We start from the raw sequence: 14,388 nt of genomic DNA on the forward strand, positions 1-14,388 counted from the left end.
CCAGGATCTCATCTCGATTGGAGGTCGAGAAATCTGATTGGTCGAGAGTGACGGGCCACGTCGCGACCTCGCCACTGCCTTGATCCGCGACCGTCTCAATCCTTTCCAAGGTATTGGCATGATGCAGTTGCATGCTCGGGCCCCTTGTGGTCCCCAATGATCATGCCGGGAACTAAACCAACTCTTAACAGCCGATGTCCCTCAGCACGAATAAGACAGCAGCGGATCGCGCAAGAAACCAAAAAGGCGTGATGCCTGGCGGTGGCCCGGGAGCTCAACGCCAAGACGGCCGGACTGTGTTTGCAACCATGAGCTGCTGGACCGCCCTTGCATTCGTGCGATGCGCTGCGGAGCCTCCGAGGGATCGACCCCTAAGTATGTAGGCCGCCGTCCGGTGCACCAACTTGTCGGAAGTCGCAGGGCTGATGCACACACAAGGAAGAACCCCACGAGGAATTCGCTACGGCTCCGTCACTCAACGGTGAAGGTATTCGTTTCGTGATCCGCCTGGCCAGAACCAGGATTCACAAATATGAGCACCTCATGCTCCCCGCAGAGAAGTCTCCCCAGGCCAACGAAACCTGCTTGTTGCTGACCTGGATCAAGAAAGTCCGAGGTCCAGTTGTTGGTGAAAACATCATCGAGTTCGATGCCGACTTCAGCGTTGCCGCCGGCGTCGCCGACATTCACGACGGAAAAACTGACCCGTGTGCCTGACTCATGATGGGGCACGACATGTCCAGCCTCGTTATCCTCCGGGTCAGGCATCACCCCAATGCCTCCCCCAATCAACTCAAACATCGCTGACATATCGACTCCTTGAATTGTTGGGAGCGGTCATCACGACCTGCGCAACGCAAGCCCTGCCGGGTTCAGCCCAAGAGGTGCAATGCCGAGGTCAGCCGACCGCTTCGGTTGGCGGAGCCGCGTCCACGATCGCAATAAGATCGTCGTCTGCAACGATCTCGTCGAGCGAAGCCACGGACCGCTCCAGCTGCAACATCTCGGTGGAGAAGTTGACCGGATTGCTGACGACCGAGATGCCTCTGCAGTCCGTCGCCTGAAACTCGATGCTCTTGTCGAGCAAGACCCCGTCCTGCTCGACGGAGCGCGTCATGGTGATACGGGCAATGCCGCCACTCCTGACGAACAGATTGGTCTTGATCTGATAGCTGACGACCTGTCCATGCAAATTGGAGAAGAGGTCCCGCACCTCCGGCTCGGGCTCGCCGATGTCGACCTCTTGGGTTTCGAGGAGCATGTAGCCCAACGTGCCGAGGTCGTTCGTGGCGCTGGTGAAGCCGGCGCCGTCGATCCAGACGGAGACGGCTCCGATACCGAGGCCGATTGTGGTTGACGGGATGTTGACAGCTTCACCGAAGAACAACAATTTCACAATCATTTGCAGCCTACCTTTCGTCCGACTTCAATGTCCGTTCAGGGTGGATCCATTGGTGGCAGCCGCTTGGGATTCGTGCACACCCACGCGACGGCCTGAATTCCAGGAATTGTCAGCGAGCCCGAAGCCGTATCGAACGTGCGTCCGAAAAGGCTGAACGGTCCAACCGCAACCGATGTAGTGGCGGCATCAACATCTGCTGGCGTCCAGTTGGCCGTGATACGGACGTCACGCGTCAGAATGCACGCAATCGGGATCGCATTGAGAAGCCCGTCATTGTCAGGGCCGTCGAGCCCCTCCGAGAAGTCACCCTGCCGGAAGCCCGGCACAAACCAGTTGGGAAGTGCGAGCAAACCGCTCGAATACCAGGGGCGGGACAGACTGAGGACGCAGAGGTCGAATTCAATTGAGACGCCACGTGCCGCAACCTGTTTGGGCGTTGTACCGGCCGCAATGAGCTCGGAGAAATGAGCCGGCTCTCTTGTCGGCCGGATAACTGCATGACCATCATTTGGCCCTTGGGTATGGGCGGCCCCATTCTGGGCTCCCGCCGCCGCCATGACCAGCGGAACGTGCCCAAGCCGCAACCGCCGGAAACTCGCGGCTGCCTGCGGCGTCTCGACATGCCGTATAAGATCGCCAAACTGGTTTTCGTTCACGGTGACGCCAGGATTGAGAGCGGTGAAAACGGTCCGCAGGGCTTCGCGGCTCAGGTGGACGTTGCCGGCTCCGCGGACAAATCTCGCCCCGTGGGCCACCGGAGGTTCGGGATTAACGATTTCATCGAAGCGCGAGTGAAATCTTCTGAAGTTGCTCCGGCGTAACCTTCTCGGGAAGCAGCGGCCGGATGGCCTCCGGCGCGACCAACCATTTTTCGAGCTTGGGATTGACTGGGGCCGATCCAGAGGGAGCGTTGTCGCTGCCGACGATGCGATGATGGGACCAGTTGCCGGCAACCTGGGGATTGAACCAACTGTCGGGGATCGCAGCCACCGGATGAAACGTGCTTGGTCCATCCAGCGAGCCAATCTCGTTCGCGAACGCGATCCTGGCCTGGCTCTTGATGGCCTCGAACAGCGCCGGGTCGGTGCCTGGGGCCGACTGAGACCCGAGCAGCAAAATCTGGTACATCCCGTCAAGGGTTCGATCGCCGCGCTCAAAATAGGAGTCGACGACACGCGGAACGACGTTTGCAACGCGCGACAGGATCTCGACCGCGCGTGCATGCAACTGATCAGGCACGGTAAGCGGAGATCCAATCTCGAAACCGATGGTGGAACTTGAACCATGCGGCGCGAATTGGGATTTTATGGTATCCCGAAACTCCTGCAGCGCTCCTGCAAGGGTCGACATCGTTCCGACTCCAGACCAACAGTCCTATTGCAAACCCGGATCATTCGGGGGGACTGACGGGAACGATGTCACTAAGGAAAGCCACGATCTGAGCCCCCTTGATTGTCAACGTGTTATTCTTGAACGTCGTCCCGAAGAAGCCGCTCCCGGATCGGCTCTCAAACTGCGAGCCCTGCCCGCTGGCGCTTGACTGAGCGTGGCTGGCCGTCCCTCCAAAATTGATGAAACCGAGACACACGCCTCCGGCAGCACCGAATTCGGACTGATCGGACATCGTCGACCCCTGCGCCGAACCGTAGCGCTCCTCGAGCTGGTTGCCGTCGGCTCCCCATTCTTCGGCACTGATCCTGACGTTCCGCACGACCAGGAATTGTTGCGGAATCATGGGCAACAGCTTGTGCGGGTCGTTCACCTGCCCATCTATCGTGCCGTCGCTGATGTCGCCCTTTTCCATCTCCGCCATGGTCCATTTCCGCATGTAGAACAGATCGCTGATCAGCCATGGGCGCATGATTGTACAGAGGCCATATTCCAGGTCGATGGTGAGCCCCTTGGCGGACTGGCTGAAGCTGTTCCTGAACTGTGCATTCGAACTGCTCTGCCAGCCCGCACTCGATTCCGAGCTCGAGTGGCGCCCGCCGAATGCCATGAACCCGAACGACACGGCGCCGCCGCCGCTGTTTCGCTCCGCGCGCTGATGCCAGGAGAACTGGCTTCCGGATGTCTGATTAAAGTTGGTGAAGCTCTGATAGTCGCGTTGCGTCACTTGCAGGCGCGAAAAGCCTTCAGGTTGGTCCGGGTCGCACCAATTGGTCGGCAGGATAAATGAATACGGGATCTTGCTCGGAACACCTGTCAACCCCAGGTTCCAAGCCTCGAATTCCCTTTTCGCTTTGGCGATCATGTGAGCCTGGACCGGCACACCGATGGCATTGAGCGTATCGAATGCGGCTTCGACACGATCGCCACCTTCAGCGAGAATGGCCTCCTGCGCCCGGTTCACAGCATTGATCAATGGAATGGAAGTAAAGGGAAACGCTTCAAGCTTCTCCGGATTCCGGTTTGCAGCCGCACGTGCCATATCCAGGGTCGTGCGGGCATCCTCCGCGGCGATGACGTTTCGCAGGTAGTTTGCATGGACTTCGGTCTTGCCAATCCGATTGCCCTCTTCATCGAACTTGTAGAGCACCCGCTCAGCGGCCTTGATCCGCGCCTTCAGTTCGTCCGAGAGTTCGGTAGCCGGGGGCGCCCTCATTCCCATGATGAGGCTCTCATACGCGAAGTCCAAATGCCTGCCCGTTGGATATTCGCGATAATCATCGTCCTTCACGACTTGAAGCATTGTCCTGCCCAGGAGTGCGGTCTTCCAGGCGGCTTCAAGCGATCGCAAAACCGGCAAAGTCGGCAACGGCACGTCAGGCTCCGTCCCACCGCCAGGAGCTGCGCCAGGCAGCGTGCCCGGTCGCCCGCCGGCGAACTGTTGCGCGAGCGATGATCCTCCTATCGGAGTCCAGGGTCTCGCATAATCATCTGGAGATATCGGCATTCCCAACGTGAGTTGGGAGTAAACCCTCGTATTGATTGGCTTGCCGCCGCTATTTTTGGGCGACATTTGCTTTATGCGATCAATCAATTGCTCAAAAATGCTGAGTACAGCTGCGCCAGGTTCATTGTCCATTTGAAGCGCCCTCTAAAATGAAAGATCTGAAACAAAATAGCCAGAAGTCGGGTCGCAAGCCTAACATAGTTCATCCAGAGCGCGAACTCAAGAACTTTGAAGATGACGGTGGTGAGCAGCCTCTGGTCCTGATTGCGTGGTTTGTATTGGTTTGTCTTGAAGAGTTAGGCTGGCGAGTATGAAATCAATTCAAACACAAACTGGTGATGGGGCTTCCGCCAGCATTAACGGAGCAAGCTACAATGCGTGACCGCCACGATCGCGATCGGAGCAATTGACGCAAGCCACGTCCCCCATGGGAGCGGCCCCGACGGCCGATTGAGGAAGCGCCTATGTGACGAGCGGCGGCGACACTCTTCTAGTGGTTGATACGATGGACAATGCGGTGGTGACCACGATCCCAGTGCTCCCGCTCGCCAGCGGGGTGGCATAATCGGAATGGCAGAGACAGGCCTTCGTACCAAGCGGCCAATGAATCTAGCGTATTCGCGACGGCTCAAACAAGCTGCTGACCACGATAACATCGAGCGAGCCCGATGGACTCGCGGTTAGCCCGGATGGAAATGACGTGTCTGTGGTGCACGGTTGGCAGCATCAACATCATCAATGCGCTCAAGAAAATGCTGATCGCGCAAATCCCAGTGCCGGCGTTGCGTTTGCGCCGGATGGCAACCGTCCCTATGTGGCGAGTCTTCACGGCACGGTCACGGTGCTCGATATCGACGCGAGGCGAGTCGCAGGCGCGATTGCGGTACGGGATGGCGCCGCGGCGATCGCCATGGTCTCGTTGCCGAAAAGCACGCTCGCCGGATCCGCGGGCGCCTAGCAAACTAACACGCCCCCTTCGGGTCGAGATCCGGAGTTCAGCGCGCCTCTGCCTAATGGCGGAGTATCGTTCGAGCATGGGCAAACGGACGGTCGCTGCCGCACGGCAGCGTAATCTGTCGCAACAGACGAAGCGGACACACACTGTCGTCTTGGCCTGCTATCTAGAATTGTGAAGCGCTTCATACTAACTTGGCCGGCCACGAACTTAGAATGTCGGGAAAGTCTTTTTTGTTAGGAGAAATTTATGACCCCGCGCCGCTCGCTTGGTATTCTTACTTACATCGCCTTGATTTTGGGGAGCCTCACGGGCCCTGCCTCGGCCTGGTGGGATGCCGGTCACATGCAGATTGCCTACGTGGCCTATAAGAAGCTCGATGCGCCAGTTAAAGACAAGGTCGACGTCCTGCTGCGGCTAAATCCGGACTATGAAAAATGGACATCCGGCATCACAGACCCCAAGACCGCCAAGCTCTACGCATTCGTCCATGCGGCGACCTGGGCGGACGACATCAAGACCAAGGAATACAACTATACGCGTGACAAGGTGGATAGTCCGACAGCCGGCCAGAACATCGGCTATTCGGACAAGAACCAGCACGCTTACTGGCATTATAAGGACTTGAACTGGACGCCGGACGGAACGCCGCTTCCGCCTCCGGACGCCGTCGATCTCGTCACGCAGCTGAAATTGATGATTGCAGCCCTTCCGGCAAGTTCGGGCGCGTCGGATGATGTTCGCTCGTATGACCTCGTCTGGATTTTGCATCTTGTTGGCGATGCGCATCAGCCACTCCATGGCAGCGGCCGGTACACGCGACAAATTCCGGATGGCGATGCCGGCGGCAATGCCGAACAGGTGATACCGGCAACCGGAGAGCCCGTGGCGCTTCATGCTTATTGGGACAGTCTTTTTGGAGGTTACGTGTCGCCTTACGGAGCCATATTTGACGCGGATGCCAGGGAAGGGCTTGCAAGTCTCGCCGTCAACGAGGTTGCGGCTAAGGTCGCGGACCCGCAAAAATGGATCGATGAGAGCGCTGAACTCGCCAAGCAGTATGCTTACGCCGCACCGGTAAGCCTTGGAAACAATCCGGTTCTCCTGACCCGCGACTATGAGACCAACGTCCGGAACATCGCGCGCAGCCAAGCGGCTTTGGCGGCAGCAAGGCTCGCCAACCTGATCAACAACGCATTGAAGTAGGCCACAGCTGGCATTGCGCGGCGTGCATTCTTGCCATCCGACCATGACGAGATCATAGAGCAGTTGATCTAACAGCTCAGAGAGCTGGAGCTCAACTTGGCTAGTCGCGAGTTGGCTGGCAAGCATGGGCCGAAGTAGCCTCATGTCCCGGCACTGAAACTGCGCATTCAGGATTGGCCAATTGCGCCGCAATGTCGGGCTGCAGGGTCTGGAAGTGCTTTTCCGATGACGGCCGGGTTTATAAACCAAACCCGCGGACGATCTCCCGGATGAGCCTAATCGGGGCGTCAGTATTGCGCCGCCTGAAGAGCGCTGCATCGAGCTGAGAAAAGATGCCCATTCCAAAGAGCGCGATAGCAATGCCTCGAAACATAGTTGTGGCCCGGATTGAACGATGCTGACAAAGTTCAAAACGGCCCCAGCCGCAGGATGGGGTAAGCAGCCGGGACCGGCATTCCCATTCCACGTGCCGCGATCGGCGGTAGGCGCCACGCAACGAGATTTGGCATACAGACGCTAACGATCCGCTTCATGAGACCGCCTGCCGCTTTCATTCGGCTCGATGGGAGGCGTAGCGAGATCATTCGCCGTCTGCGGCTTCGCTGAGCTGTTGTACGATTTTTTCCCAAGCCTTTGTGGCCTCCAACTCGTGTCATCGGTCTTGGCCATCCTCTTGGCGCCCACGAAGGCACGGCTTTCCGCCGCATCATCGACAACACATGGCTCAGCGTGGAAGGGGCAGGCTACAGTCGCGCGAGTTTCATAGTGCACAATGGCGCTGAGATCATCGATGTCTCCTGGCGGATCTATCGAGCCTCATGTCGTCTCACCATCGCGAAAGCGTGCACGCGATTGGCATGTGCTACGCGGGAGCAGTTAAGGCGAGGCCCGGTTTGCCTGGGCGCCCGGACCTCATAGTGCGCCCACTCCCCCCGCGGCGGAGGAGAGGGAGAGTGGCCGGCGGTCCGATGGGCAAGGCGGGGCATGCGCCACGCGGTTGTCATGATGCACGCAACTGGTCGCAATAGGGCGCGGGTATAATTTGTAATGTTCGATGCGACCCTTCAAACCTCAAGGCCGCCAGGCGATAAGAGGGGCCCTAAGCAGCCGTCGTGCGACTAAGGCCGAAGGGGACTACCACCCCTGAGAGATCGCAGCGCGCGAGAGTGCCGCGGTACTAAGCCTGCAGCTTTGAGCTTTCGAAACGAAATCAACCCGAAAGACAAAGCGAAAGCAACGCGCACCAACAACGATGTAGGACGTTTGCGGGGCCCAAGTTAATGCCACCGTCATTTATGGGTTGTATGTTCCTACCCTGGATTGCATATTTTTCCCGTTGTCGACCGCCTATTGCTTTCAACAATCCTGGTTTGGGCAGTGATGAGTAACCGAGGTCAGATTTACAATTATTCGACTATTCTGGGCGAACGGGTCGAGGGACTGGTCGCACTATTTCGAGAACTGCAGACCCTCCGGCGTCGCCTACGAGCCGCTCAGGCGAGAAGGATTGCCGGGACTAACCGTCTCCCCAAGGGCAGCCGTAGAAGGAGAGTGCTTCGGCGGAGCTAGCTATCGCAAGCTCGTAGAGCTGTTCAATGCGATGATCGAACTTGCCACTTCCGCATTTTGGGAAGCTCGCATCAGATCGCTTTACCGACACTTCATTGTCCAGTGCCTGCGCAGCACCGAAGCATTGGAGCAACAGTCTCGCAGCACTTTGGATCAGTGCACGATCCTTATTTGCGTCGTGCGCGCGATTCAGGCCTGTCCTCTGTACGAAGCAGACAGTATATGGGGGGCGAGAATTATCGTGCGGGCGGCGGCCATTGTTGCCTTGTTGCTGATCCCGCTGGAGTCCGAAGCCTTCGCTTCGCGTCACCATAGGCCCACAGGGCGCACCTCTTGCAGAGAGGTCAGATACTACGTTGCGAAATATTCGGCACCAGTGGCCGAGATGTACGCTCGTAACCATGGCGCTACCGACGCACAGATCGAGCGGGCGCGCTGTTGCTTAGCTCAAACGAGACTGCCGAAACCTAGCGACCACGCGCTTTATACTGATTGAACTGATGATCGCCACCCGCTCCGCCTCAATGGAGGAAAACTACTCGCCGTCTCCGCGAAGCTACGTCTGTTGTCCGCCCAACTCGGACCCTGATCCTCCTTTAAACTCTTAATGAAGGTCTCGGTCTAACTCTCGCAACAGTCGATGAAGGAAGTCGCTCGCGTGGTTATATTGTGCGCCGCCGTCCAGGATCTGATGAGTGAGTGGTGCCATTATGTTGCCAACAGCCTCAGGGCCAATCAGTTCGGTCCGTGATGACCACAACTCCAACAGCCCGTCGGGGATGTGTTCGCTCGATGCAAATAGTTTGAGGAGCCGGCCTTCAGCGACACCGTTATGATCATGGTGGGCCTTGGCCGCATAAAAGGCGAACAACCCACGAAAGGCCTCACGGGAAACGGAAGGCTTAGCCATCGCAATGTCCCCCACAGAATGTTTCAAATGAATTTGCGAAATCTGGAACTGAACGGAGGCTATTCCCTCGAAATCCTCACACGAAGAAGATTCTACAGCAGACCGGGAAAAACCGGCAAGCCCTTAATCCATGTTAGATGGGGCTCACTGCCCGTGGCTTTTTACGTGTCGCAAGCCGGCTTTGTTCATTTTTCATAAAGTGGCGTGTAGCTGAACAACCTGCCGCTGAGGTCGCTGAGGCTATGGGCCTGGGTGTCCAGGCAAACCGGACCCGCTCTTCAAAAGTCTCCCATAAGTCAGAGAGCCCAGCGCAAAACCCCGAGCTTGAAGTTGCCTGGCCGACATTACCGCATGGACGAGGTTGTCGCCTTCGAACGTTAGATAGCTACCCTTTGCCAGGACACAAAGGTGGACGACGCCGTCGAGCCGTAAAATTCCTCGAAGCACATATGGTAATGGAGGTCTGGAGCGGAGCTCGCCGCATCGCGAGATTGACGGTCGGTACGCCTTGGGGAAAAGGATCATGCGTCCACGCCCGATCAACGGCGTAGCGCCTGAAAAACTGAAGATGGCATTGCGCGCGAGCAGCTTGGCGCACGCGGCGTTCCTGGAGCTCCCGACACAGCTCGTATGGTCCCGTAATTCGAGAAGAACACGCCCAAGCTCATCGCCCCCGGTCATACCGCCTTGAAGCGGGACGGCCGCTTGGGCTCATTGCCAAGCGGCTCTGGAGCGTAGCCGGCTGCAGTTTGCCAGCGCGCTGATCAATTCCCCGGCCGCGGCATACAACAGAAGCCGTCCGCGGCGCACCTCCGAAATCCTTCATGCTCTCTGTGCGGATAGTTCTTCGCGTAGGAGCCTCCTCAGTCGGGGGCACCCACCTAGAATTTCATCGCCCACCTAGAATTTCATGGTCGTACGCAGACCGAAGACTACCGCATTCTTGAGCGCTTTGCCCCGCATCGGCCCCGCCGGATCAGTCGCGCCGCCGCCGGGATGGATGACATATTGGAAGTTGGGCTGGAGCGTCCAGCCGTCCCTTAGCTGGTACTGATACACGGCCGTTAACAGTCCTTCGAAGCTGCGTACCGGCCAAGCCGGACCGACAAGTGCGCGATAGTCGGCGTCGAGTGCCTGGGCGCGTTTCGAGACGTGCGCATAGCCGGCCGCGACGCCGAACTTGTCGTCCGGCCGTTTGTCGCTCAGGCCGATGAATTCGAGCCCGGCGTCGGCGTAGAGATCGATCAGGTTGCGGTCGGCGGGAGCGCCGGAGACGCGAGCGAATACGCCAATTCCCCGGTCATCGCTCTTGGGCACGCGATAGATCTGCTGCTCGAAGACTGCCCATCCGCCAACGTCGCCCGCCAACATGAGCGGAGTGCTGCTGCTGATCGGTGCCGCAAGCGAAACGCCGTTGTTGGCGAGTTGAAGATCGGAGAATGGCCCGAAGTGACGCCATCCGCCGAACTTGATCTGGCCCGCCAGATTGGGATCGCCCTTCTTGTTGTTCCAGGCGTACTGGATCTGGCCGAGCACGAGAGGTGGATCGTTGATCCGGAAGTTGACGCCATATCGGTTACGTTGTTGCGGGTCGCCCGGGCCTGGACCTGCCTGATTGCCGTCGAAGATGCCTCCGAGGACGGATAGCTGATCCGTGATGTTGAGCAGCACCCGGGTACCCACTGCCGCCAACGGCGGCGACGGGCCGCCGCTGGGCAGGTCGAGCGATGTGATCGCCGGCCACCCCATCGAGGCGTTGGTGAAGACGTCGGTGTATTTCGTGTTGAAGAACTCGCTGTCGGCGGCGAGCTGCCCGAACTTCAGAGAGACCTTTTTGTCGCCCCACTGCTTTTCGAAATAGGCTTCGTATAGGCGCGTCGACGGCAACGCTTCGATGCCGCTGACGACGAAGAGGTTATCGAGATAGTTGCGCGACAGTCCCTCGCCGTGAATCTGGAACATGTTGGCGTGGAAGGTCAGCTTGTCGATGCCGGCGAGCTTCTGCAAGTCGACATCGACCGCGAGGTTCAGCCGGCCTTCATAGATCGCTCCTTGCTTCAGTCCGCCGGAGACATTTCCGAGCGTCTCGCCGATGTAGGTCGCGGCGAACTTGATCCCGTATTTCTGGAAGGGATTCGGCAGAAGACCGATCGTCTTCTCCTCGACCGTGCTTTCGCCGGTGTCCGGATCGGCGGGCTTGTCTTCGTCCGTCTTCTTGTCCTCCTGCGCGAAAACATGCGTCCCCGCGAGTAGCCCCGCGACCAGGATGGCCGGCGCCAGGCATCTAACGGACATGTTCAATTGAACCGCATACGGAGAACTCCACGATACGATGCATTGGGGCACGGTCGGACGGCAAACTCAAGAGCGCAACATGACCTCTTCCGGAATTCGACATGCGAAGGTCGTGGGCAAGCATGCAATGGCAGAATCCAAACCGACTGGACGCGACTGACGCCTGTCTAATTCGTCCGTTGCTGAGAACCGAACTATATTAGCGATCAGCCCGGCGCAAATGCCGGGCGTTGCCCTCGTCTCCAGAGCACAGCTCGCAGGAATGAGCACGTGCGCCGGCGCCCCAGTCATACTACCGTCTGGATCACACACCAGGGGTTTTCGCTTCGCAGCTCAGTCCTCGAGCACGCTATCGTTTCCCTTAGTCCTGCGATGGTCTCACGCTGTGGGACCTGCTGCGGGCGATAGCGTGACTCGCGCTCACGAGGCGCGGGGGGCGTTCCGACGGATTGCGACTAATCCTAGCTTGGAGCTCCGTAAGATCGGCGAACACGTCGGCTTGCCGGCACATCTCGTCGGCGATCATAGGAGGATGGAGTGCCAGTGCGCCCGGATAACCGTGCGCCGCAAAGCCATGACCTCATGGCCTTTGTCACCCCACGGGAGTGTGCCGCTTATGTTCGAACAGCCGTGACAATCGGCTTCAACGACGGCTTCAATGCCATCATCGGCGGGCGAGCTCCGGCAAAAGCGACTTCCTAGAATACCTGCGCTTCGGTTGCTCGTACTGACAAGGATTTCAATGCAAAGCTTGATCCCGCAAAACCGCGAGGCCTAGCTCGTCAGCGAAACCTTGGCGGGCGACGGTTGGGCGGAGCTTACACGAAGGCGACCTGCTTCTGAACGCGCGGCGCGCTCGTCACGTCCGTGTGTCTCCCTCGCCAGCGCCGTAGTTCCAGGCTTTTGGGCAAGCTGTGTTGTTCATCGGATGCGTCGCTTCACGACCGTGTCCTTAAATGCGTAAAGAAGCCCAAAAGATCCTAAACGCCCGAGTTCGAGCTGCCTTCCGATCGCTCACGGCGCCGAAGGTGGGCTTCTCTTTTAACGGGTGCGAATTGCCTTCAAAAACTTGCCGCCTGGCCGAAAGACGATCTCCCAGAGATAGCGGTTGCCGTCGCACACGATCTGAACCGTTTGGCCGAGCAGATCGCTAACATTAATGATGTCCCTGATGTGCTGGATGTCCCCTTCCGACCTCGATCGAACCGCCCTTCTCGTCCTTTGTCGCCTTATCCCATTTCCCTATGGATTCATGGGAAATACTCTCGAAATCGGCGAGTAGGATAGCTTATAGTTGCGCGATACGCGTACAAGGGGGCTTCTCGGTGCACGACAGTTCGGTGGAAAGAGCCAGATGGCTCCGCGATTTGCTACGCTTTTTGCCTCTGCGCAGCCAATTCGTGCTCTCCGGCAATACGCGGGACCTTCAGATCCACGAGGTCGGTCCGGGCCAGTTGACCGCAGCGCCGTTATCGAGGGTTCTGCCGGACGTTTTAAAGGCAGCTGGTTATGGGCGGATTGCATGGTTCGATCTTCTGAACGGATTTCGGGACGTGGAGCCGGCCGACGGAAGCTACCTCACTCAACTGGGTCTAGCGCCGACTGCTGGCACAGCGGCGGGCGGGATCGATCTGTTGTCGATGACGCTCGAACGGCACGTCATTGCTGAAGGCCAGCCCTCCGCCCTCATCGTCGACTTTGCCTCAAGACTGATCGCGCGAAACGATGCCTTATCACCTGCCGAGCACCAGCTTTTCTCCCGGGCGCTGATCCTGTCTCATGCGGCGCGCGCGCGTCCGGCGGGCGATAAGCGGCTGCCCTTCTTCAATACGGTCGTCTGGATCGTCGACAAGGAGGGTGATCTGCCTGATTGGTTCCTAATCGGTAACCCGAAGATCAGACACGTGCCCATCGGGCGACCGGATCATCTTGCGAGGAGGAGCATGATCCGCTCCCTTGTCCGAAGTCTACCCGGCGCGCAGAACGCGGACCAATCTGACCTAGAAAAGTGTACTCAAGCATTCGTGGACGAGACTGAAGGCCTTCTGTTGCTCGACGTCAGTGCGGTCGCGCAGCTCGCCCGCAGCGAAGGCGTGCAGTTCGATCGGATCGGGGATGCCGTGCGGCGCTTCAAAGTGGGCGTGACTGAGGATCCCTGGCGCAAGATCAGTCGCGACAAGATCACTTCGGGTGAAGAATTCGTCAGACGCCGCGTCAAGGGACAGTCTCACGCAGTCACGCATATGCTCGATATCGTCAAGCGCGCGGTGACGGGGATCGGACAATCGCCGCGCGGCGGCCGGCCAAGAGGTGTCGTCTTTCTTGCTGGGCCGACCGGTGTCGGCAAGACGGAACTCGCCAAGACCATCACCAGCCTGCTTTTCGGCGATGAATCTGCGTATATCCGCTTCGACATGTCGGAGTTCAGCGCCGAGCACTCGGACCAGCGGCTGATCGGCGCACCGCCCGGCTATATCGGATATGATGTCGGCGGCGAGCTCACGAACGCGATCCGTGAAAAGCCGTTCAGCGTCGTCCTGTTCGACGAGATCGAAAAGGCCCATCCGAGGATTCTCGACAAATTCCTGCAGGTCCTCGACGACGGCGTCCTCACCTCGGGACGAGGCGATCGTGTCTATTTCTCCGAAGCCTTCATTGTCTTCACCTCAAATTTAGGCATCTACGTACCGGGGCCATCTGGTGAGAGAATTGCCAACGTCACGCCCGAAGAGACCTTCGACGGCGTGCGGAGAAAGGTCCGAAGCGAGATCGAAAAGCACTTCAAACAGGTCCTCAACCGGCCCGAGATATTGAACCGGATCGGAGAGAACGTCATCGTCTTCGATTTCATCCGGCCCGAGGTTGCAAACGAGATATTCGATCAGATGGTCGACAATCTGCTCAAGGACGTCAGCTCGCTGGGCTATGACGTGACGTTGACCGGAACTGCCCGGGAGATCCTTCGCGGCCTGTGCCTTTCTGATCTTTCAAACGGCGGCCGCGGCATCCGCAATCAGGTTGAATCTCACCTTATCAACCCGCTGTCGCGCAGTCTCTTCGATCGCGGAGCGGAAGCCGGACACAGATACAGGATTGAACAGATTCGACCTGGGCCATCGACCACGATCGATCTCGTGAGCGAGCAGTCTCCATGA

The 14,388-nt window shown here is 58.4% G+C and carries 11 protein-coding genes and 1 pseudogene; 4 read left to right on the forward strand and 8 right to left on the reverse strand.

Annotated elements, in window-relative coordinates; all coding sequences use genetic code 11:
• Positions 1 to 471: 471 nt before the first annotated feature.
• From ACSKB8_RS03665 to ACSKB8_RS03685, 5 genes are all read right to left on the reverse strand, one after another.
• Positions 472 to 810: a hypothetical protein gene (locus tag ACSKB8_RS03665; protein ID WP_438102562.1), complete on the reverse strand. Its 339-nt coding sequence runs from the start codon at positions 808 to 810 to the stop codon at positions 472 to 474.
• Positions 811 to 898: 88 nt separating this feature from the next.
• Positions 899 to 1,402 (reverse strand): hypothetical protein, encoded by a 504-nt coding sequence (locus ACSKB8_RS03670; RefSeq protein ID WP_438102563.1) that lies wholly within the window; start codon positions 1,400 to 1,402, stop codon positions 899 to 901.
• A gap of 35 nt (positions 1,403 to 1,437) precedes the next feature.
• Positions 1,438 to 2,058 carry a hypothetical protein gene (locus tag ACSKB8_RS03675; protein WP_438102565.1) on the reverse strand — a complete coding sequence of 207 codons (621 nt, stop codon included), beginning with the start codon at positions 2,056 to 2,058 and terminating at the stop codon, positions 1,438 to 1,440.
• A 121-nt stretch (positions 2,059 to 2,179) separates the two neighbouring features.
• Positions 2,180 to 2,752, reverse strand: a complete 573-nt coding sequence (locus ACSKB8_RS03680; RefSeq protein ID WP_438102567.1) for a hypothetical protein — start codon at positions 2,750 to 2,752, stop codon at positions 2,180 to 2,182.
• Between the two features lie 40 nt (positions 2,753 to 2,792).
• Positions 2,793 to 4,430 carry a hypothetical protein gene (locus ACSKB8_RS03685; RefSeq protein WP_438102568.1) on the reverse strand — a complete coding sequence of 546 codons (1,638 nt, stop codon included), beginning with the start codon at positions 4,428 to 4,430 and terminating at the stop codon, positions 2,793 to 2,795.
• A 17-nt stretch (positions 4,431 to 4,447) separates the two neighbouring features.
• Here ACSKB8_RS03685 and ACSKB8_RS03690 point away from each other — a divergent pair, with 17 nt between their 5' ends.
• The 3 genes from ACSKB8_RS03690 to ACSKB8_RS03700 all read left to right on the forward strand — a co-directional run bounded on the left by ACSKB8_RS03690 (position 4,448) and on the right by ACSKB8_RS03700 (position 6,459).
• Complete coding sequence (locus tag ACSKB8_RS03690; protein ID WP_438102570.1) at positions 4,448 to 4,612, forward strand: hypothetical protein; 165 nt, start codon at positions 4,448 to 4,450, stop codon at positions 4,610 to 4,612.
• Positions 4,613 to 4,998: 386 nt separating this feature from the next.
• Positions 4,999 to 5,256 (forward strand): hypothetical protein, encoded by a 258-nt coding sequence (locus tag ACSKB8_RS03695; RefSeq protein ID WP_438102572.1) that lies wholly within the window; start codon positions 4,999 to 5,001, stop codon positions 5,254 to 5,256.
• Between the two features lie 246 nt (positions 5,257 to 5,502).
• Complete coding sequence (locus ACSKB8_RS03700; RefSeq protein WP_438102574.1) at positions 5,503 to 6,459, forward strand: S1/P1 nuclease; 957 nt, start codon at positions 5,503 to 5,505, stop codon at positions 6,457 to 6,459.
• Between the two features lie 2,173 nt (positions 6,460 to 8,632).
• Here the strand turns inward: ACSKB8_RS03700 and ACSKB8_RS03705 are convergent.
• From ACSKB8_RS03705 to ACSKB8_RS03715, 3 genes and pseudogenes are all read right to left on the reverse strand, one after another.
• Positions 8,633 to 8,938: a hypothetical protein gene (locus ACSKB8_RS03705; RefSeq protein ID WP_438102576.1), complete on the reverse strand. Its 306-nt coding sequence runs from the start codon at positions 8,936 to 8,938 to the stop codon at positions 8,633 to 8,635.
• A gap of 900 nt (positions 8,939 to 9,838) precedes the next feature.
• Positions 9,839 to 11,233 (reverse strand): carbohydrate porin, encoded by a 1,395-nt coding sequence (locus ACSKB8_RS03710; RefSeq protein WP_438102577.1) that lies wholly within the window; start codon positions 11,231 to 11,233, stop codon positions 9,839 to 9,841.
• Between the two features lie 287 nt (positions 11,234 to 11,520).
• A pseudogene (locus tag ACSKB8_RS03715) lies at positions 11,521 to 11,777 on the reverse strand (hypothetical protein); the annotation flags it as partial.
• A gap of 781 nt (positions 11,778 to 12,558) precedes the next feature.
• On the opposite strand from ACSKB8_RS03715, the gene ACSKB8_RS03720 reads away from it, so the two are divergent.
• On the forward strand, positions 12,559 to 14,388 hold the full coding sequence (locus ACSKB8_RS03720; protein ID WP_438102579.1) for an AAA family ATPase: 1,830 nt from the start codon (positions 12,559 to 12,561) through the stop codon (positions 14,386 to 14,388).

It is taken from the genome of Bradyrhizobium sp. BR 1432 (assembly GCF_051547705.1).
GTDB classification, from domain to species: Bacteria; Pseudomonadota; Alphaproteobacteria; order Rhizobiales; family Xanthobacteraceae; genus Bradyrhizobium; species Bradyrhizobium zhanjiangense.

Excerpts from the sequence above, each read along its gene's own strand:
- ACSKB8_RS03665 (WP_438102562.1), bottom strand. The coding sequence starts at position 810 with ATGTCAGCGATGTTTGAGTTGATTGGGGGAGGCATTGGGGTGATGCCT.
- ACSKB8_RS03680 (WP_438102567.1), bottom strand. The coding sequence starts at position 2,752 with ATGTCGACCCTTGCAGGAGCGCTGCAGGAGTTTCGGGATACCATAAAA.
- ACSKB8_RS03685 (WP_438102568.1), bottom strand. The coding sequence starts at position 4,430 with ATGGACAATGAACCTGGCGCAGCTGTACTCAGCATTTTTGAGCAATTG.
- ACSKB8_RS03670 (WP_438102563.1), bottom strand. The coding sequence starts at position 1,402 with ATGATTGTGAAATTGTTGTTCTTCGGTGAAGCTGTCAACATCCCGTCA.
- ACSKB8_RS03700 (WP_438102574.1), top strand. The coding sequence starts at position 5,503 with ATGACCCCGCGCCGCTCGCTTGGTATTCTTACTTACATCGCCTTGATT.
- ACSKB8_RS03690 (WP_438102570.1), top strand. The coding sequence starts at position 4,448 with ATGAAAGATCTGAAACAAAATAGCCAGAAGTCGGGTCGCAAGCCTAAC.
- ACSKB8_RS03705 (WP_438102576.1), bottom strand. The coding sequence starts at position 8,938 with ATGGCTAAGCCTTCCGTTTCCCGTGAGGCCTTTCGTGGGTTGTTCGCC.
- ACSKB8_RS03710 (WP_438102577.1), bottom strand. The coding sequence starts at position 11,233 with ATGTCCGTTAGATGCCTGGCGCCGGCCATCCTGGTCGCGGGGCTACTC.